Origin of the sequence: Wolbachia endosymbiont of Wiebesia pumilae (assembly GCF_017869285.1) — a bacterium.
GTDB lineage: Bacteria > Pseudomonadota > Alphaproteobacteria > Rickettsiales > Anaplasmataceae > Wolbachia > Wolbachia pipientis.
This window is the reverse complement of sequence record NZ_CP054557.1, coordinates 377,391-398,830: the sequence shown is the minus strand read 5'-3', so window position 1 is coordinate 398,830 and position 21,440 is coordinate 377,391. Positions and strand designations below refer to the sequence as shown.

General features: G+C 36.0%; 22 protein-coding genes and 6 pseudogenes. 15 read left to right on the top strand and 13 right to left on the bottom strand.

All coding sequences use genetic code 11. From position 1 onward, the window contains the following. The first annotated feature begins 123 nt into the window (after positions 1 to 123). From HUB92_RS02075 to ruvX, 3 genes are all read left to right on the top strand, one after another. Positions 124 to 1,080 (top strand): IS5 family transposase, encoded by a 957-nt coding sequence (locus tag HUB92_RS02075; protein WP_209472359.1) that lies wholly within the window; start codon positions 124 to 126, stop codon positions 1,078 to 1,080. 33 nt (positions 1,081 to 1,113) lie between these two features. Continuing rightward, positions 1,114 to 1,257, top strand: coding sequence for a hypothetical protein (locus tag HUB92_RS02070; protein ID WP_209473144.1), 144 nt, complete (start codon positions 1,114 to 1,116; stop codon positions 1,255 to 1,257). A gap of 89 nt (positions 1,258 to 1,346) precedes the next feature. Then, a complete protein-coding gene (ruvX, locus tag HUB92_RS02065) occupies positions 1,347 to 1,814 on the top strand; it encodes a Holliday junction resolvase RuvX (RefSeq protein WP_209473142.1) in 468 nt (155 codons plus the stop codon). Between the two features lie 44 nt (positions 1,815 to 1,858). Here ruvX and ruvC read toward each other — a convergent pair whose 3' ends face one another. From ruvC to HUB92_RS02040, 5 genes are all read right to left on the bottom strand, one after another. Continuing rightward, a complete protein-coding gene (gene ruvC / locus HUB92_RS02060) occupies positions 1,859 to 2,347 on the bottom strand; it encodes a crossover junction endodeoxyribonuclease RuvC (RefSeq protein WP_209473140.1) in 489 nt (162 codons plus the stop codon). After that, the gene (locus tag HUB92_RS02055; RefSeq protein WP_006279354.1) at positions 2,348 to 3,175 is read right to left on the bottom strand and encodes a cytochrome c oxidase subunit 3; all 828 of its coding nucleotides are present in this window, start codon (positions 3,173 to 3,175) and stop codon (positions 2,348 to 2,350) included. 79 nt (positions 3,176 to 3,254) lie between these two features. After that, positions 3,255 to 4,021, bottom strand: a protein-coding gene (locus HUB92_RS02050) for an IS5 family transposase (protein ID WP_410543338.1) whose coding sequence is annotated in 2 segments (ribosomal slippage) — positions 3,255 to 3,694 and positions 3,694 to 4,021 — 768 coding nt in all. Because the reading frame shifts where the segments join, the coding sequence is not laid out codon by codon here. A gap of 52 nt (positions 4,022 to 4,073) precedes the next feature. Continuing rightward, complete coding sequence (locus tag HUB92_RS02045) at positions 4,074 to 4,568, bottom strand: TenA family protein (protein ID WP_244663100.1); 495 nt, start codon at positions 4,566 to 4,568, stop codon at positions 4,074 to 4,076. Next, a protein-coding gene (locus tag HUB92_RS02040) for an IS5 family transposase (protein WP_209472530.1) occupies positions 4,552 to 5,378 on the bottom strand; the annotation gives its coding sequence in 2 pieces (ribosomal slippage) (positions 4,552 to 4,991 and positions 4,991 to 5,378; 828 coding nt in all). Before HUB92_RS02040 ends, HUB92_RS02045 begins: the two co-directional genes overlap by 17 nt. Positions 5,379 to 5,436: 58 nt before the next feature. Between HUB92_RS02040 and HUB92_RS02035 the strand changes: the two are divergent. Then, positions 5,437 to 5,901: pseudogene (locus tag HUB92_RS02035) on the top strand (phage terminase large subunit); the annotation flags it as partial. Between the two features lie 22 nt (positions 5,902 to 5,923). On the opposite strand, the pseudogene HUB92_RS02030 reads toward HUB92_RS02035, so the two are convergent. Next, positions 5,924 to 6,756 (bottom strand): annotated as a pseudogene (locus tag HUB92_RS02030) (IS5 family transposase). Positions 6,757 to 6,811: 55 nt separating this feature from the next. Here HUB92_RS02030 and HUB92_RS07035 point away from each other — a divergent pair. From HUB92_RS07035 to terL, 3 genes and pseudogenes are all read left to right on the top strand, one after another. Next, positions 6,812 to 7,036 (top strand): annotated as a pseudogene (locus tag HUB92_RS07035) (phage terminase large subunit); the annotation flags it as partial. Between the two features lie 57 nt (positions 7,037 to 7,093). Further along, a protein-coding gene (locus HUB92_RS02025; RefSeq protein ID WP_209472530.1) for an IS5 family transposase occupies positions 7,094 to 7,920 on the top strand; the annotation gives its coding sequence in 2 pieces (ribosomal slippage) (positions 7,094 to 7,481 and positions 7,481 to 7,920; 828 coding nt in all). Between the two features lie 17 nt (positions 7,921 to 7,937). Continuing rightward, positions 7,938 to 8,240: pseudogene (terL, locus tag HUB92_RS02020) on the top strand (phage terminase large subunit); the annotation flags it as partial. Between the two features lie 256 nt (positions 8,241 to 8,496). Here the strand turns inward: terL and HUB92_RS02015 are convergent. Continuing rightward, positions 8,497 to 9,546, bottom strand: coding sequence for a class I SAM-dependent methyltransferase (locus HUB92_RS02015; protein ID WP_209473138.1), 1,050 nt, complete (start codon positions 9,544 to 9,546; stop codon positions 8,497 to 8,499). A 101-nt stretch (positions 9,547 to 9,647) separates the two neighbouring features. Here HUB92_RS02015 and HUB92_RS02010 point away from each other — a divergent pair, with 101 nt between their 5' ends. Further along, entirely contained in the window at positions 9,648 to 10,019 is a 372-nt protein-coding gene (locus HUB92_RS02010; RefSeq protein ID WP_022626336.1) for a hypothetical protein, read from the top strand. Then, the gene (locus tag HUB92_RS02005; RefSeq protein WP_010962783.1) at positions 10,020 to 10,304 is read left to right on the top strand and encodes a DUF2610 domain-containing protein; all 285 of its coding nucleotides are present in this window, start codon (positions 10,020 to 10,022) and stop codon (positions 10,302 to 10,304) included. 6 nt (positions 10,305 to 10,310) lie between these two features. On the opposite strand, the gene dapD is transcribed toward HUB92_RS02005, so the two are convergent. Continuing rightward, positions 10,311 to 11,141 carry a 2,3,4,5-tetrahydropyridine-2,6-dicarboxylate N-succinyltransferase gene (gene dapD, locus HUB92_RS02000; RefSeq protein WP_077188288.1) on the bottom strand — a complete coding sequence of 277 codons (831 nt, stop codon included), beginning with the start codon at positions 11,139 to 11,141 and terminating at the stop codon, positions 10,311 to 10,313. Between the two features lie 75 nt (positions 11,142 to 11,216). On the opposite strand from dapD, the gene HUB92_RS01995 reads away from it, so the two are divergent. Together HUB92_RS01995 and rpe are read left to right on the top strand one after the other, a co-directional pair. Beyond that, positions 11,217 to 11,645 (top strand): zinc-ribbon domain-containing protein, encoded by a 429-nt coding sequence (locus HUB92_RS01995; RefSeq protein WP_010962781.1) that lies wholly within the window; start codon positions 11,217 to 11,219, stop codon positions 11,643 to 11,645. Positions 11,646 to 11,739: 94 nt separating this feature from the next. Then, a complete protein-coding gene (rpe, locus tag HUB92_RS01990) occupies positions 11,740 to 12,420 on the top strand; it encodes a ribulose-phosphate 3-epimerase (protein WP_209473135.1) in 681 nt (226 codons plus the stop codon). A 152-nt stretch (positions 12,421 to 12,572) separates the two neighbouring features. On the opposite strand, the pseudogene tnpC reads toward rpe, so the two are convergent. From tnpC to HUB92_RS01975, 3 genes and pseudogenes are all read right to left on the bottom strand, one after another. Beyond that, positions 12,573 to 13,911 (bottom strand): annotated as a pseudogene (gene tnpC, locus HUB92_RS01985) (IS66 family transposase). 111 nt (positions 13,912 to 14,022) lie between these two features. Continuing rightward, on the bottom strand, positions 14,023 to 15,105 hold the full coding sequence (gene ribD, locus HUB92_RS01980; RefSeq protein WP_209473133.1) for a bifunctional diaminohydroxyphosphoribosylaminopyrimidine deaminase/5-amino-6-(5-phosphoribosylamino)uracil reductase RibD: 1,083 nt from the start codon (positions 15,103 to 15,105) through the stop codon (positions 14,023 to 14,025). Further along, positions 15,105 to 16,304 carry a deoxyguanosinetriphosphate triphosphohydrolase gene (locus HUB92_RS01975; protein WP_209473131.1) on the bottom strand — a complete coding sequence of 400 codons (1,200 nt, stop codon included), beginning with the start codon at positions 16,302 to 16,304 and terminating at the stop codon, positions 15,105 to 15,107. The genes ribD and HUB92_RS01975 overlap by 1 nt, the downstream gene beginning before the upstream one ends. A gap of 47 nt (positions 16,305 to 16,351) precedes the next feature. Here HUB92_RS01975 and HUB92_RS01970 point away from each other — a divergent pair, with 47 nt between their 5' ends. Next, positions 16,352 to 16,792: a HesB/IscA family protein gene (locus HUB92_RS01970; RefSeq protein WP_209473129.1), complete on the top strand. Its 441-nt coding sequence runs from the start codon at positions 16,352 to 16,354 to the stop codon at positions 16,790 to 16,792. 39 nt (positions 16,793 to 16,831) lie between these two features. Further along, a complete protein-coding gene (locus tag HUB92_RS01965) occupies positions 16,832 to 17,506 on the top strand; it encodes an ABC transporter ATP-binding protein (protein ID WP_007549198.1) in 675 nt (224 codons plus the stop codon). Between the two features lie 238 nt (positions 17,507 to 17,744). Here the strand turns inward: HUB92_RS01965 and HUB92_RS01955 are convergent, their stop codons facing one another. Next, entirely contained in the window at positions 17,745 to 18,443 is a 699-nt protein-coding gene (locus HUB92_RS01955; RefSeq protein WP_209473125.1) for an alpha/beta hydrolase, read from the bottom strand. A 155-nt stretch (positions 18,444 to 18,598) separates the two neighbouring features. On the opposite strand from HUB92_RS01955, the gene HUB92_RS01950 reads away from it, so the two are divergent. Next, a complete protein-coding gene (locus HUB92_RS01950) occupies positions 18,599 to 19,735 on the top strand; it encodes a cysteine desulfurase family protein (RefSeq protein ID WP_209473123.1) in 1,137 nt (378 codons plus the stop codon). Between the two features lie 528 nt (positions 19,736 to 20,263). After that, entirely contained in the window at positions 20,264 to 21,001 is a 738-nt protein-coding gene (locus HUB92_RS01945) for a WD_0702 family putative metalloprotease (RefSeq protein WP_209473121.1), read from the top strand. Between the two features lie 39 nt (positions 21,002 to 21,040). Here HUB92_RS01945 and HUB92_RS07235 read toward each other — a convergent pair. Further along, a pseudogene (locus HUB92_RS07235) lies at positions 21,041 to 21,142 on the bottom strand (WPE palindromic element domain-containing protein); the annotation flags it as partial. Between the last annotated feature and the right edge of the window lie 298 nt (positions 21,143 to 21,440).

Here is a 21,440-nt window from a genome sequence, read left to right as displayed (position 1 = left end):
ATTTACAAGTATAACAATTAAAGTCTGGATTCCAGTGGGCTTTGTTGCATAGCAACTGAAAAAATCTGGTGGCTACTGACAAAATTCATTATAAAATAGCCATTTAACCTTGAAAGAAAAAATATGCCACAAAAAATGAGGGTCAGTAACCATAGCGAATATAACAAATTTCTAGAAAAAAGAGGAAATATTTTTCATTATATCAACGAAGCCATAGAAAAGTGGTACGAGAATGGTCCAAAAATACCAGGTGGCAACAATATTTATAGCGATAAAGTTGTAATTTTGGTGCACATAATAACTTGTTTATTTAGAATAGGCCTGAGGCAAACAGTTGGGTTTATAGCAGGATACCTTGAGCAAATTGGGAAAAATTTGCAAGTTATCAGCTATTCACAATCATCAAGAAGGTTTAAGAAACTCAATATTAAGATCAATGATTGCAGAATTGATAAAAATAATATGGAAGATATCGAAATTGCTATAGACAGTACAGGAATTAGTATATACAACAACACTCCTGGTCATAGCAAAGAAAATAGCGAAGATAGAAAGTATCGCAGCTATGAACAGACAAGAAAATTGCATGTAATGTTGAATACAAACAGCAAAAAAGCCATAGCTGTAAAATACAGTAACGGTGTCTACTCTGATCACTATGGAGCTTGTGATTTGCTAAAAGAAGTCGATTTTCAGTATGTCATAAAAGTACTATATGCAGATAGGGCATATGACAGAGAAAAGCTCTATAAGCTGTGTAATCAATATGGTATAAAAACGAAAATTCCTCCGAAAAACAACGCAGCAGAGCATCCAAAGTTAGACTATATGGCTGAGAGAAATTCTGCAGTCAAGCTCATAAAGTCATATGATGAAGATAGTATAAAGAAGTGGAAAAAAGAGATGAGTTATGGAAAAAGATCTTATATAGAAAGTTTTTTCTCGCGACTGAAACAAACATTCGGGTTTAGTTTTAGGAATAAATCTGAGACAAATAGAGAGAAGGAACTACTTGTTAAATGCTATTTGCTCAATAAGTTCACTGATATTGGTATGGCTAAATTTGAGATAGCTTCATAAATTTATTGTGCGTTACCTACTATCCGAAGAGCAATGCAACAAAGCCATTCCAGTGTCAAGCACTGGAATGACATCATAGGGGCACTGCCCTTTTGGATGGAAACCAGTGTCAGCTACTTAGATGATACCTTTTTTCTACTTAGTTTGGGTTATGCAAGAAGTCTATTGCATTCCTGAGCAATTTGATTCATTATTCTTTTTGTAAAAAATTTTCTTAACTTTCTCTCCACTTTTTTGGTAAGGTCACTTTAAAGGAAGTCTAATAGATGCTACATAGAAATCCAGATGAGTTTCTAAAGTCTATTCCAAAAGATAAGCGCATAATGTGCCTTGACATGGGAGAAAAGCAAATAGGCATAGCATTTAGCGATAAAACACAGCTCATAGCCACAGCTCATAGCATATATCACAGAAAAAATATGAGCAAAGATTTAGGTTATCTGCATAGAATATTCAAAGAAAATGAATCTGGATCAATGGTAATAGGACTACCATTAAAAATGGACGAGCAAGAAACTAAATGGTGTAAAACTATAATCCAATTCGCAAATAAAATAATAAAAAAATATAAAGTAAATATATACTTACAAGACGAAAGCTTCTCAACATCTATCGCAACTCATACACTAAAAATTACTGGAGTATCAATCACAAAATCGAAAAAAATAGATGATAAAATCTCCGCATGTATTATTTTGCAACGAACGTTAGACAAGATAAATACAATCAAATAGTTTTTCCAGATCTGGAAATCTTCAAACTGAATCCCATATAAAAGTTACTCAACAAAACAAGAACCTTTCGTATAAGCATGACAAATTGCTACAGCAAGAGCGTCAGCAGCATGGTGGCATTTTATACTCAAATTTTTAACTATTTGCTTCACCATAAATATAATCTGATCCTTATCAGCATGGCCATTTCCGGTAATGCTTTTTTTTACATAGTTTGCATCATATTCATTCATAGTTAGCTTTGTTATTTTTAACGCTAAAATTACAACCCCTCTTGCATATCCCAAAGTTAGTGAAGATTTAGGATTTTTATTAACAAAAATTTTTTCTACCGCAGCTTCATTCGGAGAGTATAGGGAAATTACTTTCTTTAATTGTTCAAAAATTGTATGTAGGCGTTCACCTGTACCCAATTTACCATCAGTTGATATGGTACCGCCGCCCAAAAATTCAATATTATTTTTTTCGTTCAGGCTGATAATGGCCCACCCAGTCTTGCTTATTCCTGGATCTAGACCTATTATTTTAACCACTTAATAAACGCTTAACCAATAGACAAACAAAAATAAAAATATCCAGACTACATCTACAAAGTGCCAATACCAGGAGGCAAACTCAAAGCACAAATGGTCCTGAAGTGTAAATTGGCCTTTCCGTGCTCTAAATAAACACACTGATAAAAATATTATTCCTATTATAACGTGTGCGCAGTGAAAACCGGTAATCATATAAAAATTGGATGTATAAATAAGCTTTTCTCCTGTTTCTTGTAGAGAAAAACTCGCTTCATGATACTCTATTGCTTGCACTATTATAAAAAAAACTCCAAGCAATATAGTTATGGACAGCATTTTAATCATGCTCTTTTTATCATTTTTAAGTAAAGAGTGATTTGCCCAAGTAATTGTTGTACCAGAAAGCAATAATATTAATGTATTCATGAATGGTAGTGACCACGGATCAGGTGGCAAAATTCCCTCAGGGGGCCATTCAACTTTTTTTGCAGGAGAAAACGCCTCAAATAAAAAAACTGGATCAAGCCAGGCTTTAAAGAATGAACAAAAGAACACTATAAAAAATACGACCTCCGAGAGAATAAACAAGTACATTGCAAATTTGAGTCCATGTTTTACAATGGCAGTGTGACATTTGTCATAAATGGCCTCCCTTATTACATCTCTCCACCAATAAAACAGCACCCCTGATACTGCGGAGATTCCCAAAACTAAACAAAACATTCCGACAATTTGTTTATGAAGCGCGCCAACTAATCCAAGTGCAAGAATAAGAATTGCTGCTGATACAGCAATTGGCCAAGGGCTTGGATCCACTAAATGAAAATCATGTTCTTTACTTTTCATAGCATTTTAAAAAATACTTATTAAGGATACAAATTAGCTTAAAATTGTCAATGTTCCTTAGAACCTGTCTTGAAAGGAACTAAGCAGCTAATTTAGCAAGCATAATAGTAATCATATTAAAGGAGATATTAGTTTTTGAAGTAAGAGGAGAATGCTCATAATCCTTGCTCATACGTCTAAAATTGGAAAGCCAAGCAAAAGTTCTTTCAACAATCCACCGTTTAGGAATAACTTGAAATCCTACAGCATCAGCTGCTTTTTTAGTAATCGTCAATAAACATCCTGTTTTCAATAAACAGTAATTTTGCAATTTACCAATATATCCCTGATCAGCGAGAAACCTTTGTAGCGTTGAAGCTTTTCGTTTAGCTTGAGTAAAAAGATTTAGAGCACCATCACGATCTTGAATGCCTGCACTATGAACATCAGCTGTAATAATTAGGCCTATTGTATCCACAATGATGTGACGTTTTCTACCCTTTATTTTCTTGCCAGCATCATATCCTCTGGATCCCCTTTTTGAGTGGTTTTCACTGATTGACTGTCAATTATTCCTACCGAAGGTATTTCATTTTTGCCAACCATTTTTCTTACCTTTTTTACTAACATATCGTGTATTTCTTCCAATTTGCCACTATTACGCCACCTGAGAAAATAATCATACACCGTTTTCCATGGCGGAAAATCTTTTGGCAGCATTCTCCACTGGCAACCACCTTTCATTATGTATCTTATTGCATTAATAATTGTTCTAATATTGTACTTTCTTGGCCGTCCTACTGCACCTTGTGCAACACTTGGCTCCAAAATTTCCCATTCTTTGTCACTTATATCACTTGGATACATTTTTACCTACTATTTTTTACTTATCTCATCATATTCTCTTTCTCATTTCTTTTCAAGACAGGCTCTTAGGAAATTGATTGAATCTTGAAAAATTATATGCACCGTTCAAAAAATCTAACACAAATTGTGCAGTTATTCTAAACAACTCAAGCATTCTGCTCTTTTCGTTTTCTCTTGCTCTGCTGCAATATCCATCAACAATATTTTCCAAAATAATGCATCCAGACTTTACTGAATCACTGTAACAAAAATTAAACCAATCCCTATATCTATTATTTTTCTTGAATCTATTTTTCATGCTATCAACGACAGTCTCGTATATAAACATGCAAGAATACAAAACCGTCATAGCCTCATAGGTATTACTATGCGAGATGGATAAAAGAAAATTAGTGAAATTAAAACACTCAAGAGATTTCTTTTCGCGACTTATACCGTACATAGTAAAGTAGTAGTCATATAGCATTCTATTAACAGTCACTACTCTTTGGGCTACTTCAGCAAGCGAGATAATAGACCTCTTTCGAAACTCATATAGACAGCTCAAAATTGTGAATTCCTGCTATAAAATTGAATCTTAAGCCAAAACGTTTTCTCCGATTGCGGTATCTGTCTGCAATAATTTTGAATCTTTTTAACAGACCAATTACATTCTCAACTACTACTCTTTTGCTTGCTAGCTCCCGATTTTCTACCTTTTTTTCCTTAATTAAGGGACTCTTTTTCATCCTTCTGTGTGGCAACTCGACATTTTTGTGAATTTTCTGAAAACCTCTATAGCCAGCATCGGCTAAAACTTTTATACCTTCTGATACATGCACTTTTGACTCCTTGAAAAGCCGAAAGTCATGCTTTCTCCCGTTTGAAAATGACGTACAAATAATTTTCTTGCTCTTCTTTTCTGCAATTATTTGGGTTTTTAGCGTATGTTTTTTCTTCTTTCCTGAATAAAATCTTTTCTGCTTTTTTTTGGTCTCTCTACAGGTGTTTCCGTTGCATCAATCACCAGAATCTTATATTCCACGTCGCTTTTTAGGAGTTCTTTTCGTCCTGGCAATGCGAAATCTGGGTGTTGTATTAGAGTATCCTCTACCCATTTTACAGTTTTATATGCCGTACTTTCACTTACTCCATAACTTTGACTTATGTGAAAATATGTACGGTATTCTCGTAAGTATTCTAATACCATGAGCAGCATATTCTCCTCGTTTAGCTTATTTTTCCTTCCTCCTTTGGCTTTCTTTTTTTTATTCTCTTCACATAAAATCCCTACCATTTTGTTAAATGTTGATCTCTTTACTCCTGTTAGTCGACGAAACTCCCCTTTATCGAGCTCTTTCACTATTTCATACTTCATTTCTCCTTACCTCAAAATTACTATTTTTACTACTTTATCCTAGTTTCGAAAGAAGTCTAGTGAAACGCTTAGAAAGCGTGCCACAAACTGGTTTGATCAGACTTTAGTAACCAGGCTGAACGATAGAAAAAAAGGAGTCATCGTTCTTGTAATGCACAGGCTACACCAGGAGGACTTAACTGGACACCTTCTCTCCAAGCCAAAAAACATATGGCATCATATTTGTTTGCCAATGATTTCTGAAAATAAGCAGGTTATTTATTCAATCAAAAAGCCAATGCCTCCCGTTCCTGTCATCCGAGTAGCTCAGCACTGTGCGACCAGGCGATTATATAATAAACCAGCGTCACCTGTAAGGATATTATATTCAAGAGAAGAAGGTAAGTTGCTATATCCCCTCGATGGAGGAAAAGAAGAAGTTGAGATAATAAAAGCTGAACTTGGGAGTTACGCTTTTGCTGCTCAATATCAACAAAACCCTCTGCCGCTTTCAAGTGGTATAATTAAACCAGAGTGGTTGAGAGGTTGTCCGGAAACTAGTAAATTCAAGCATATTCCCTCTTTAACATAACCCTACTCATAGCTAGGTATATGAAATTCTCAGTGGATGTTGTGAGTAAATCATACTCCTTCGATAGCCTTCTATTCCTATTAACCCAAGCAAAAGTCCTTTCTACAACCCATCTTCTTGGCTGTACTTTAAACCCTTGTTCTCTTGTTGGTAGTAGCTCAGGTGGCGTATCTTTGTGCACCCAAAATCTACATGGAGGCCTTTTAACAATTTCAATATCTATGTCATATTCTTCCTTTATGTGATTCTTTAAATTTCTTCCTTGGTATCCCATGTCAGCCCACATTTTTTTAACTTTAGTATATTTTGTTCTCATATTGTTTAATGCTATTTTAATACCATCTCTATCATTTTCGTTAGCAGCGCCTACGTAACAACCTAGTATAAAACCCTGAGTGTCTGTAATTATATGCCTTTTTCTACCCTTTACTTTTTTACTTCCATCATAGCCTTTGATCCCCCCTTTTCTGTAGTCTTTACAGATTGACTATCTACTATACAGGCACTCGGCTGCTCATTCCTTCCTATTTTTCTTCTACTATATTTTGTAATTTCATAATTCATTTTCTCAAAAATTCCCTGCTTCTTCCATTGCCTGAACTGCTCATACACAGTCTTCCATAGCGGAAAATCATTTGGTAAATACCGCCATTGACACCCTGTACGCAATACATAGAAAATTGCTTCTAATATTTCTTTTTTGCTATACTTTGGCGGCCTTCCTCCTTTCTTGTATGATACTCTGAAGTGTTTTTCTATTCTTGCCCATTCCCTTTCGCTTAGATCTGTTGGATACTTTTTTCTCATCTTTACCCCGTACTAAAATTTCAGATATTATAGCCTTTTACTTGTTTCCGGACAACCTCTGAAACGCTATAAAAAATTTCCTGATAATCTCTCGCATATAACACAAAGTTGGGATACTGCGGTTTCAACAAGTAACATGAGCAACTTTAGTGTCTGCACCACCTGGGCAAAAATAGATAATAAATTCTATTTACTCGACGTATATCGCGCAAAGCTTGAGTATCCAAAGCTTAAAGAACAGGTTTTGTCACTAGCTGCAAGATGGTCACCACACGCAATAGACTTCTTTCGAAACTAGGATAAAGTAGTAAAAATAGTAATTTTGAGGTAAGGAGAAATGAAGTATGAAATAGTGAAAGAGCTCGATAAAGGGGAGTTTCGTCGACTAACAGGAGTAAAGAGATCAACATTTAACAAAATGGTAGGGATTTTATGTGAAGAGAATAAAAAAAAGAAAGCCAAAGGAGGAAGGAAAAATAAGCTAAACGAGGAGAATATGCTGCTCATGGTATTAGAATACTTACGAGAATACCGTACATATTTTCACATAAGTCAAAGTTATGGAGTAAGTGAAAGTACGGCATATAAAACTGTAAAATGGGTAGAGGATACTCTAATACAACACCCAGATTTCGCATTGCCAGGACGGAAAGAACTCCTAAAAAGCGACGTGGAATATAAGATTCTGGTGATTGATGCAACGGAAACACCTGTAGAGAGACCAAAAAAAAGCAGAAAAGATTTTATTCAGGAAAGAAGAAAAAACATACGCTAAAAACCCAAATAATTGCAGAAAAGAAGAGCAAGAAAATTATTTGTACGTCATTTTCAAACGGGAGAAAGCATGACTTTCGGCTTTTCAAGGAGTCAAAAGTGCATGTATCAGAAGGTATAAAAGTTTTAGCCGATGCTGGCTATAGAGGTTTTCAGAAAATTCACAAAAATGTCGAGTTGCCACACAGAAGGATGAAAAAGAGTCCCTTAATTAAGGAAAAAAAGGTAGAAAATCGGGAGCTAGCAAGCAAAAGAGTAGTAGTTGAGAATGTAATTGGTCTGTTAAAAAGATTCAAAATTATTGCAGACAGATACCGCAATCGGAGAAAACGTTTTGGCTTAAGATTCAATTTTATAGCAGGAATTCACAATTTTGAGCTGTCTATATGAGTTTCGAAAGAGGTCTAATTTTGATTGAAGCAAAAACGAGTGGTCAGCAATTGGTGCAAGAGCTAAAGACAAACAGTGATTTACCGATTATTGAAATAGTGCCACATGATGACAAGCTCACTCGATTTCATCAAATTGTTCCGATTATAGAGTCTGGCAAGGTTTTTCTGCCACATCAAGCAGTATGGCTGAACGATTTTGAGTATGAGATTTTAATGTTTCCTGAAACGCGCCACGACGACCAAGTGGACAGTACCGTGCAATATTTGCAGTGGGTGAGAAACAGTACCTCCAGGGTTGCAGCTATACGAGCATTGTGATTTGAGTCTACCAGTACTGGGATGACAGCTAGGAGACAACCGTCATCCCGCTGCTTGTTAGCGGGATCTCTTGTTAGCGCCGCGGCGGTATGACGTAGGATTGTTGTCATTCCGCTACTTGTTAGCGGCTGAGATACCGCGGCGGTATGACGGTTCGCGGCGGCATGACAATAAGCTCGTCATTCCGCTACTCGTTAGCGGAATCTATGCTGAGATATCGCGGCGGTATGATGTAGGGAAACCTTTCTTGGGTTAGCTATATCAATAGCATTGCTTTAAAAAGAGTGCCCATATTTTCAGTCAACCTTAAGAATTCACTAAAGATCCTATTCTTTTGTTCATCACTTGCGCTTTTCATTAAAGCCTGGGTTCTTTCTTTTATGCCAAAAAGATATAAAAATTCCCTTTGAGTTAAAATCTCACAATCTACATGCTTTAATGGATCTCTTAACGCTTGAAAGTTCACAAGTGCGGTAATATCACTATTACCAACATTCTCAAGAAAATTAGCATACTTATGTTGTTTTATCGATTGCAAAGTGCTCTTATATGCGGGGTATACATAACCGTAATCTACAATCAAAGCAGCTCCTTTATTATTATATATCTTCTTCTCAAGTTTTTTTAATATTTCAACCCCAACTGAACATATTTCCACCACTGCACCATTAAAAAATTTTCCATTTGTCATCTGAGTAGCTGACACTGGAATCCATGATTCTTTTTTTCTGGATTCCAGTGTCACGCACTGGCATGACACCAAGAGACTGCCATCATCTTGTTTTGTCACCATATTTTCATACCACCCCTCATCATGATATACAAACTGATCTATCGGAAGAGCGTCAAAGAACTCATTTGCTAAAAAAATGGTTGGTTGTTCTGGTAGGTTGTCAATATTTTTGTGCCAATTAATACCTAAACCCTTTAATTTTTCCTTTTGTATCTTCTGTAAAGTAGGGCTTATTTCAACTAAGTGGATCAACATTGAATTAAAAAAGCTGCTGTATTTTTTAGTGACTCTTATTATATCGTGAATGAGTGTTCCTTTGCCTGGCCCAAGTTCAACTAGAGAAAATTTTGATGGCTTTCCTAATTTTTCCCATGTATGCATTATCCAAACTGCAATTACTTCACCAAATAATTGGCTGATCTCAGGTGCGGTAGTAAAATCACCATCCTTACCAAGCGGTAATTTACTTGTATAATAGCCGTATTTTTCATGGTACAAAACGGCATTCATGAAATCACTGATGGATATTGATCCTTGACTTTTGTCAATTAATTCGTGTATATAAGTGAGCATGTTATTAATAAATGTTTAACTATAGCGTGCCATAATATAAAATAGTAGAGTATTTATATATATAGTATAAACTTAAGTTTGTGAGTAATAGTGCTTCAGTTATGGACGACAAAAACACCGATTATGTTGCCCTTATACCTCAAGATGATAGTATTGAATACAAATTTGAAGAAGCTGTCAATTTTATAGAAAACAAGGTTATAAATGCTGATGGGCTAACTTTAGCGGAAGTGTTTCAAGTGCTAGTTCAAATGCTAAATGGTGATCTAGAATTGGTAAAAAAAGTACTAGCATGTGCTAATATTATGGCAAAGCATGGAATGAAGGTAGCAAAAGAGTCGCAATTAAGCAGAGCTGATGTTCGCCGAGCTTTGGAAGGTAGAGAAAGTGTTGTCAATAGACAAGATTTTATAAAGAAACCACCTCTTCCACCTGCTATAAAATCGACCAAAAAGAAAAGTAGAGGTCTTTAGATGGCTGAATCTATAAAAAAATTTACTGTACAATGTGACTTCAAAGGACAAAGTTCACCTTTTGCAATATACATAGGAAATCCAAAAAGTGATGCTCATCCAATTCATCATCAAGATTCCTGGCTTGTAAAAGAACGTGGAGGGAATATTCCTAATAAAGTAAAAGAAAGTCTACAAAAATTATATAAACTATCTCAAGAAAATGGAGTCTCTTTCTCAGAGTTATGCGCGTATGCCATTACTGTGGTTAGTAATAATGATAAAAAAAGTGACGACAAGGAGTAAGATAGTTTAATCCCTCAATATTTCATTTATAGAGATTTTCGATCTCGTCTTTTCATCCACTTTTTTTACTATGACTGCACAATAGGTTGAAATATTATTTTTAGATGGAATAGACCCTGGTACCACTACAGAATAAGGTGGCACTTCGCCGTAAAATACCTTGCTAGTTTCTCTATCAATAATCTTTGTTGATGCCCCAATAAACACGCCTATGCCAAGGACTGATCCTTCTCTCACTACCACACCCTCGGCCACTTCGCTACGTGCTCCAATAAAGCAATTATCTTCTATAATGACAGGTGAAGCTTGAATAGGCTCAAGAACTCCACCTATTCCCACTCCACCGGAAATATGACAGTTTTTTCCTATTTGCGCACAGCTACCAATCGTTGACCAGGTATCTATCATTGTTCCTGAATCAACATATGCACCAACATTGATAAAACTTGGCATTAGAACAACATTTGTACCTATATAAGCAGATCGGCGAACAAAACACCCAGGAACTGCTCTAATTTTTAACCGGCGAAATTTCTCCTCATTCCATTCACTAAACTTGTTACCGATCTTATCAAACCAGCAATTGGTATTATCTATTATTTTATTTTCTTCGGTGAGAAAATGTAATAATATTGCTTGCTTTATCCACTTATGTACTACCCATTCTCCACTTGATAGCTTTTCTGCTACTCTAATTTTGCCACTATCAAGGAGCTCAATTACCTCTTTAATTGCTATTCTTGCTGTTTTCTTTAGATTACAGTCATTAAATTTTTCTCTATTTTTCCAAATATTTTCTATCTCACTCTGTGTTTTTTTTAGTTGCAAACCTTCCATTTGTTATATATATATTGATATTAAATTTGTAGCTCTGTATCATTTGAGCTTGTTACTACTTTATATGTAAGTGCTATGAAAATACAATGTAATAGTTGTACTAAAACTTACTTAGTATCTCCTAAGCAAATTGGCGCGTCTGGAAGAAAGGTAAAATGTACGAACTGCAATCACATATGGCATGAATATCTAGAAGAAGTGTCAAACAAATCGCACTCTGCTAATATACAGGAAAAAAAAGTTAGTGGAAGGAATTTTTTACAAAATCTAGCATTTACCACTCTAGCTTTTGCAACAGCTACAGGGTTATGCGTCGTAATTGCTAACGGCATCTTTCCTAGAGAGATGAACAAAGCATACAAAACGATCAGTTTATACAAGGATTCAATAAGCTATAAATTAGGGTACAAAAAAGAACAAACAGAAAGTCCAAATGTAAAAAAACTTGCTGTAAATAAGTTTTATCAAGACTACCTTTTTTTATCTAATTTAAGATCTAGTTAAATAGGCATACCGATATCGGTCTCTAGCTACTCAGATGGTGCTTAGGGTGACAGAGTTTTGAAAATAAGTTATTTTTTAGCAAAAAAGGCAGCTCATGAGTATTAAAATTGCACCTTCTATACTTTCAGCAGATTTTGCAAAATTAGGGGAAGAAGTAAGAAAAATTAGCGATTTAGGTGTGGATTACATACACATAGACGTTATGGATGGGAATTTCGTTCCAAATATTACAATTGGTCCTAGCGTTGTTTCTGCAATACGTAAATATAGCAATCTTCCTTTTGATGTGCATTTAATGGTCAAATCTCCTGGTAACCACATTGAAAGCTTTATAAATGCTGGTGCTGATATTATCACTGTACATGCAGAAGCAGAGATACACCTTGAGAGGTTGATAAGAAAGATAAAGTCATACAAAAATGTAAACGACGAAAAAAAACCGATTCAAGTTGGAGTTTCAATTGTTCCTTCAACTTCTCCAAGTGTGCTTGAATACATAATACATGAGCTAGATATTGTGCTGATTATGACAGTCAACCCTGGCTTTGGAGGGCAGGAATTCATTCATTCACAGTTGAACAAGATATCTACTATAAAAAAAATGATACAAGAGCGTAACCTTAAAACACAAATTTCAGTAGATGGTGGAATTAACTTTTCTAACGCAGCTGATATAATAAAAGCAGGTGCAGATATTTTAGTTGCGGGATCGACGATATTCAAGGCTGAAGATATTAAGAAGGCCATAAACTATCTTAAAAATCCATTGTTGTGACCCTATATAGCTAAAGTGGCTTAGGTTTACCTACAATTTGAAAAACAACAAATTCGTCATTCCGCTACTCGTTAGCGGAATCTATACCGCGAATGAATTGCGGTATGACGTAGGGAAACCTTTCTTGGGTTGTATCAGTTCAGGAGAGTGGTTTAAGAAACAATAGATAGAAGGTTTTGGAAAGCCCATTTGTTTCCATGTTAAGTATAACGAAATTATCCGTTCAAGTTCCCCACTTCGATTGGGTAAAATATGAATTTTTGCGATAAACGACATAATGCCGTATCTGCTGTTCAGCATGGTTGTTTGTCAGCGGAATGTTTTCTGGGTCATCTAAAAAATTCCACATTATTCTTTCAGATTTCAAAATATTTTTTGCAACTCGAGAAGCTCCAATTGCTTCAGGTAAGCGGCTTCAAGTAATACCTTGTACGTTTTCGCAACTTTCTGGCACGTCTGGTAAATCTAAAAACATCTATCTCATTTTTTAGCAAGGCCTTTTTTAGTGCAAATAATTCAGTGGCTACGTTTCTTAAGTAACAGCCCAGAACTTTAACTTCAACTATGTGCTAATCTTTCAAAATCTCTTGATAAATGTGCCCAACAGATTTGCCTGTTCTTATCGGCAAAGTAGTTGTATGCTGCGTACCTGTCGTAAGCTATTGCGATTGCAGAACTTACTATTTTGTAAAACCTTCATTCCTCTTGACTCTGTCAATTTTATAAAACTTGCTGTATTACTGGCAAACATCCAGCACCAACCAAGTTTACCTTTGTTATAATGGCTCGTTTCATCGATATGCAGAACTTCACTTTTACTTACTTCTTGCTCGATTTGCTCATATGCTTCTTGGCATTTTTCTGCAACTCTAGCCTCGCTATTTGACACGCTACCAACACTGATGTCCAGGTTGAAAATATTTTTTATAATATTTGCTACTTCTCTTTTCGAGTTCTTGTAAAATCCGCTCAGCGCCGCGATTGTTGACTTAACTTTTGGACCAAATGTATCCGCAGTAACACCTTCTGGTAGCCTGCTACTTTTTCTTTTTCCACACTTGCAACAGCGGCCATTGGTATTCCACAACATAAGGCTTAATTTCTGGCAAATCAACTTTTTGATGAATGTATGGCTCTTTCGATATCGCAATTTCTCCTCCGCACTCGCAAGAACTCTATTTTCACCACTTCATCTGCCTCCATTTTAGGGCGATACTTTCCTTCATGCCCAATCTGTGCCCCTATTTTCCTGTCACTTTTTTTCTTTTTCTTCTTTAGCTTGTATAACTCTTTTGAGCTCGGTATCGATGAATTTTGTGAATTCAGACCTAGTCTTTCTTTCAATTCAGCATTTTCGATTCTTAGCGCCTTATTCTCAGATCTAAAATTTTCGTTTTCTATCTCTAACCTCTTTATCTCTGCTTTTAGTTGCTCTATCTCTATTTTAAAGCTTTCACAGAGCTTGAGAAGACTAGCTAGTAGATCAGACATATTTACCACACATACTACTTGTGATATTATGTTTTTAGCACTCCTTGTCTACTTTTTATTTTACCGCTCCGCTGAACGGATACCTTTTTTTACTGTTTGAGTATGTAAGGATTATGACGACCTATCCCAAACCTCAACTATATCCTCACTAAACTCTATTATCTTTGTTTTTTTAAACTGATAACAGTTGTTAATGAATTGAATCCCTAAATCTCCTACAAAAGGAGTGGCATCATTGCCTAAAATTTTACCACTGCGGCATATTATCAACCTGTCGATTAAATTACACTTTAATAGTTCTGTGATTAACACTCCTCCACCTTCAACTAATAATCTTGTTATACCAATTTCTGAAACAAGTTTTGATGCCATGTCCTTTAGGTAGGCTTTGCCTGCATCGTTTGAATTGACTTTCAAGTAGTTAATGTTTTTTATTTTTTTCTCTACTTCTTTATTTGTGATGACCCAAGTTATTACTTTGTCTGCAGTCTTTGCAATGTTATGCTCTTCCTTTAATCTCCCTTGACTATCTATAATTAGCCTTATTGGCGATCTACTTCCGAGTCCTGGTAATCTGCAAGTTAAGAGTGGATCATCATTAATAAGAGTATTGCTGCCGATCATAATTGCATCATATTTCGTTCTGAGCTCATGCACCCAGTTTCTCGTATTTTCACTTGTTATCCATTTGCTATCGCCTGTAAATGTTGCGATTTTTCCGTCAAGAGTTGTTGCGACTTTGCAAGCTATAAATGGTCTATGTAATTCTTTAGTGGTGAAAAAACCGACATTCAGTTCTTTTGCCTCTTTTTGCATAATACCTTGCTCAACTTCAATTCCTGCTTCTTTCAGAGCTTTCATGCCTCTGCCTGAAACTCTACTATCTGGGTCAATAGTTGCAATTACTACTCTTTTTATGCCAGCTTTTATGATTTTTGCAGTGCAAGGCCCCGTGACTCCGTGATGACAACATGGCTCAAGAGTGATATATATAGTTGCGCCATGAGTTGAATCTTTAGCGTTTTGCAAAGCGACTACCTCCGCATGCGGACGCCCACCAATCCCTGTATATCCCTCACTAACAATTGTACCATCTTTTACAATAACACACCCGACAGCAGGATTTGGTGCAACATTTCCAAGATTTTTTTCTGCAAGCCTTAATGCAATTGACATGAAATGATCATCAGTCATTAGAAAGAAGTCATTTCGTATGAGGTATCAAAAATTCTTCTGTGCTCGTGTATAGCAAATCTATCTGTCATACCTGAGATATAGTCACATATTATTACTGAACGCTGAGATTCACAAGCGAGTTTGCTCCACTCTGTGGGAAGTAATCCTGGGTTTTCATAAAAACATTGAAAGAGTTCCTGTATTATGCGTTTTGCTTTGTTCATCGTTCTACTCAGTTTATAGCTTCTGTATATTTTCTCCATGTTGAATCTTTTCATTTCTTTTGTAGCATTCGCAACTTCTGATGAAAATGTGACTAGCATTTTATTTAGACTTCTTACGTCTTCTACGCTTTTTATTTTGTGATCTTCAATATTTCTTTCAGTCTGAGAAACAACATCACTTATCATAGTTCCTATAGTTCCACTCAGTGATTCATGTATGAGTTTGCTCTGAGGCAATTCTGAATATCTGCTCCTTATGTCTTTAAACATTTTTTCAATTAAAGGAACATTCAGCAAATCTTCGATGGTTACTAAATTCGCCCTGAGTGCATCATCAAGATCGTGAACACTGTAAGCAATATCATCGGCAATTGAAGCAACTTGCGCTTCAATGCTTGAAAATTCTTCAAGCTTTAGATCATATTTTTTGTTGTATTCTAATAACAGCTGATTATTTGTAGAAGACTCCGCGTTTTGACCAAGCAAGGGACCGTTATGTTTTGCAACTCCTTCAATCACCTCCCAACTTAGATTCATACCATCAAAATCAGCATGTTTTTGTTCGAGGTAAGTTAAAATCCTTATAGCTTGAACATTATGATCAAACTCATACTTCTCGTTATCAAGATTCAAATCTTGAACTGATTTCTTTAGAGCATCTTCACCTGCATGACCAAATGGAGGATGACCAAGATCATGTGCGAGCGCTATGCATTCAGTGATATCCTCATTTAAGCCAAGTCTACGCGCAATGGACCTTGCAATTTGTGCAACTTCAAGGCTATGAGTAAGCCGAGTGCGATAGTAGTCGTGCTCATAATTGATAAAAACTTGTGTTTTGTACTCCAATTTTCTAAACGCATTAGAGTGAATGATACGGTCCCTATCACGCTGAAAGCAGCTGCGATTCTCATCTTCTGGCTCTTTGAAGTATCTCCCTTTTGTTTTGCTTGGAAAACATGCATAATTTAATAGAAAATTATTGTTTGACATGTAAAATTTCTACTATAATAAGTTATCAATAATAAACGGTGGTTACTATGTCAACAAATTACAACATCAACTTAACTGATAATGCACTAAAAAAAATCCACTCTCTTGCAGAGCAGGAAGGGGATAAGAGTTCCATTTTACGGGTTGCAGTTTCAGGTGGTGGATGTTCTGGCTTCAAATACAATTTTCTTATGGATCAAATGAATAAAAATCTATCTTTGGATGATGAGTTTGATGACGAAGACGAAGATGATGACTATGAAGAAAGTGAGGACTATAGAAGCCACTCTAGTTTTAGCGAAAAAGGTAAAGATATAGTAATTAATGATGAAAATGGAAACCCTGTATTAATGGTTGATAATTGTTCAGCAAAATTTTTAAATAACTCAGTTATAGATTATACTGAGGATCTCAGTGGTTCTGGTTTTCAAATAAAGAATGCCTTTGCTAAGTCTCAATGTGGTTGTGGTAACAGTTTTTCGGTTTAATTATTACTAAAACTTAGATGCCTTCTGGATCTTTTAAACATGGGTGGTAATGTAGCACTAGAACTAACTTCCGTAGATAAAAGCTTCAAGAACAATTCTGCTGTTGTAAAGGATATCAACTTAAGTGTCACAAGAGGGCAAGTAGTAGCGCTGATTGGCGATTCAGGTGCAGGGAAAACAACTATATTGCAAATCGCAGGCTTGTTGGACAAGCCAACTTCAGGTATAGTTACGATAGATGGAATAAATTGCACACAAGCCAGTAATAAGCATAAAACTCATGTAAGAAGAAATTTTCTTAGTTTTGTTTATCAATTTCACTATTTGTTACAAGAGTTATCGGTGTTGGAAAATATTATGCTTCCTCAACTCATTGCAGGAAAAAGCAAAGCTGAAGCAAAAAAAAATTCGCAAGCAATGTTGGAAAAATTTGGTCTGGAAAACAAAGCAAGTAGCATGGTATCTGAAGTTTCGGGTGGGGAAAGGCAGAGAGTTGCAATTGCAAGAAGCATTGTAAATTCTCCAAAGCTTTTACTTGCAGATGAGCCAACAGGAAATTTAGATCCAACAAATTCTTTTAAGGTGTTTTTACTGCTACATTCATACGTAAAGGAAAATAACAGCTCTATGCTTATAGTAACACACAATCATCTCCTTGCAGAAAAGGCAGACTGCATTTTCCAATTGAGAGATCGATCATTAGTGAAGTTGTGAATAGGAAAAATAGCACAATTTCTATGCCCTATACTTATCTAACCAATGATCATTAACAGAGTATAACTCGCATGAAATGCTTTCATTGCTTTTTATACACGGACTTTTTAACTTACGCTGTTTACTTAGGGAACACCCCGATAACATAAACACAGCTAAAACAAAAAATAATAGCTTTTTAAACATAACAAAACCTTTTCATTTATATTACTACACTCATTTCTCTTGTTTGTAAAGATTAGGCATATTCTTTTACCCTTACCTCTTTTTTGACCTTTTGAGAAGAAATAGTTGCACTATTCAAGCGCAGTTTTATATAATTGTCCACGATTTGAGTCACTTCCTCTTCTTTATCCTTTAGAAAGTGATTAGTATCATCTATTATATAGTATTTCATGTGATCACTTCTTACTGAATTTATCAACCTTTTTGCTAATTCTGTTACATCGCTTTCTTCTGAGATTGTATCATTACTGCTTTGTATTATAAGCCCAGAAACTGGACAGGGAGAAAGAAAAGAAAAATCGTACTTAGTTACCGGAAGAGAAAGAGCAATAAAACCCACTATCTCAGGGCGGCGCATTGTTAGCTGCATAGCCACCCATGCTCCAAAAGAAAAACCAGCGATCCAAATTGGAACATTGCTAGGATTATGTTCCTGAAGCCAATCAATGGCTACCGCAGCGTCAGTTAATTCTCCTATACCCTTATCAAAAGTTCCGGTAGATTTTCCCACACCACGAAAGTTAATTTTCAATGCAGAAAAATTGTTATCGATAAAAGACGTATATGTACTATGTACAATTTTACTATCCATATTACCACCATATTGAGGATGATGATGTAAAACCAGCACAACCGGCGCGTTGGCATCTTTGCTTTGGTGGTATTCACCTTCTATCTTTCTTGTTGCATTATTCAAAAAAACTTCAACCATGGTAACCCCTAATAAGAACCCGCTTGACAGGTATTAATGACGTGAGTTATTAATTATGTATTAATTTCGCTGTTTTTGCAATAAATTTTTTATCGTGTTAAAGCTAACGTACATAGTTATGGCTATAGTTGATGGTAAACTTATTTAAGTGACAGATGAGTCCATTCTCTTTAGAAAATAGTGGTTACGTATATGCTGATTACAATGCAACTGCTCCAATTAGTGAAAATGTAAAAAAAAGTATATTTGAGGTCTTGTTAAAACAAACGCTCAATCCATCATCACTACATAAAAGAGGACAAGAAGCGAGGAAGATTCTTCAGGATGCAAGAGATAACGTACGTGGTGCTATTGGCGTTTCAAGTGATAAAGAAATAGTTTTTACGTCTGGTGCAACTGAAGCGAATAACCTTGTTATGAGAGGAATAGCAGGCTACCTGCATATAATTTCAGCTATAGAGCATCCTTCAATTCTTAATTCTGCATGTAATCCATATATAATACCTGTTAATCAGGAGGGCATTGTTGACTTTTTAGAGCTAGAAAAAATTCTAAGCGAACTTAAAGGAAACAAAGCAATAGTTTCAGTTATGATGGCAAATAACGAAACCGGAGTTATTCAACCTATTGAGGAAATGGCTAAAATAGTACACAAGTTTGGAGCAATTTGCCACACTGACACTGCTCAAAGTGTTGGGAAAATTAAAGTTAATATGGAAGATTTAGGAGTGGATTTACTCACTTTATCCGCCCATAAATTTGGCGGTGTAGCAGGCAGTGGAGTTTTAATATTCAATAAAGAACTTGCGATAGAACCTATTATAATAGGTGGTGGACAAGAGAAGGGATTTCGTGGTGGTACGGAAAATATTGTTGCGATTGCAGGCCTTTCTGCTGCACTGCAAAATATTCCAGACCTTCTATCAAAAATGGATGAAGTAAAGGAGCTACGTGATCAATTAGAGTGTGAATTATTAAATCTTGCCAGTGACATAAGAATCTTCGGTAAAAACTCTAAGAGGCTGCCAAACACAAGTTTTATTTATATGCCAGGAGTAAAGAGTGATGTGCAGCTTATGCATTTTGACTTGAATCATATTGCAGTTAGTAATGGCTCCGCATGTTCTTCTGGAAAAGTTGAGCCTTCCCATGTTTTGCTTGCAATGGGGGCAACAAAAGAGCAAGCAGAGTGTTCAATTAGAATCAGTATAGGTCCAGAAACTAAACCACAAGACATAAAAAAAATAGTGGATTGTTGGTATAATATCTACAAGCAGAACACCTTGGTATAGATAATACGTGGTATCATGCAGGCACTGGCCGAGCATTAGATGTAAAAAATTACTTTACAACCCCGCGGTATCTCTAGATCCCGCTAACAAGCAGCGGGATGACGGTTGTTAGGCTAGCTGTCATCCAAGTAGCTGACACTGGTTCCTTTATGACGGCAGTGCCCCTATGGTGTCATTCCAGTGTCCTGACTACTTGGATCTAGCAAGCTTTGCTTGCAAATAAGTCTAATACGTGTCGCGTTTTATGCCAAAACACAATTGGAGTTACATGCAAAATAGATCCCAGACTGGGATGACAAAAAAAGAGCACTGGAATGACACCATTTGCTGTGCAATTTACCTTCAAAAATGAATGTTCGTACAGCTATGGATTCATTCGCGGTATCTCACCATAGATCCCGCTGACAAGCAGCGGTATGACGGTTATCAGTAAACATGAATTACTTTAGCTATGCAATCAGGCTTCCTAAAAACACTTTGTAGCCAATCAATTCTTGAGTATAAAAAGAATTCCTTTAATAATAAGGTATGCTAATCAGGAATTTAATAAAACAAGCAACTCAAGTAGGAAGCAGTGAAAATGCAATACGGTATGTCGAATATCTCTATCAATTTGAGAAGTTTAGAAACACATTAAACCTCACTTTATCACTAATAAAGCAAAACAGGCTCTCATTTGAAATATACCAAGAGGGATTAGTGGATATGGAAGAGGGAGTGTGTAAGACAATCAGGTCTTCCAGTGTAAATAGATATGTTATTGTACTGAGGAAGTCAAACCCATACATTATAGTGCATGAACTTTCACACATGGTTGAAAATGAACTGAACTTAAGTTTGGAACAGGAATTTCTCCATAAAGTTTACCAGGATATTGAGCAGAACCTAAAGCAAGCAAATATTCTTGTGCAGAAAATTATCGGCCAAGTTATATTTAAGGAGATACAGGCTTATCAAACTGCAAAATCACGCGCATCTGAATTATTTGCACGCTATTTTGAGCTATTTGCTTGGGCGCAGGAGGTTTACCCTAAAGATAAAGAATACTTAATCCGCACTCAAGACTTAAACAAAGTGTTCCTTGCTACTGACCAATGGAAAAAGAGCTACCTGGATCCACAAATAATGGAGAGAGTAGATAAAGAAATCAAGGAATACAGCAATAAAACTGTCTTTAAAGATGTAACCAAAGTGCAAAGCAGTTGGACTAATAAATTTTCTCCTGGGGGCAAAAAAATTAGCTCTATATTTGGAGATGATGATTAGCTTATAGTGCAGGTTTTCCTACGTCATGCCGCCGCGAACCGTCATACCGCGATTCATTCTTTTGGTGTACGAACATTGCAATTTGCAGGTAATTTTAGTAGTAGATGGTGTCATTCCAGTGCTTGACACTGGAATCCAGGAATTTGGATTGGGCACTAAGTTGGTGAGCATAAAAGTGGCTGATCTTATGTTAAAACACAACGTTCTTGGTGAGATTACGGCAAGGCTGGATTCCAGTGTCAAGCACTGGAATGACACCATTTGCTGTGCAGTTTACCTTTAAGAATGAATGTTCGTACAGTTGTGCGCGGTATCTCATCAGCTAACACGTAGCGGAATGACGGTTGTCGGTAAATCTTTTAGCTATAGAAGTTAACTTTGCAGTTAACTTCTACAGCGTTTCAAAGTATAGTTTTGGTAATACAGTAACTAAATATAC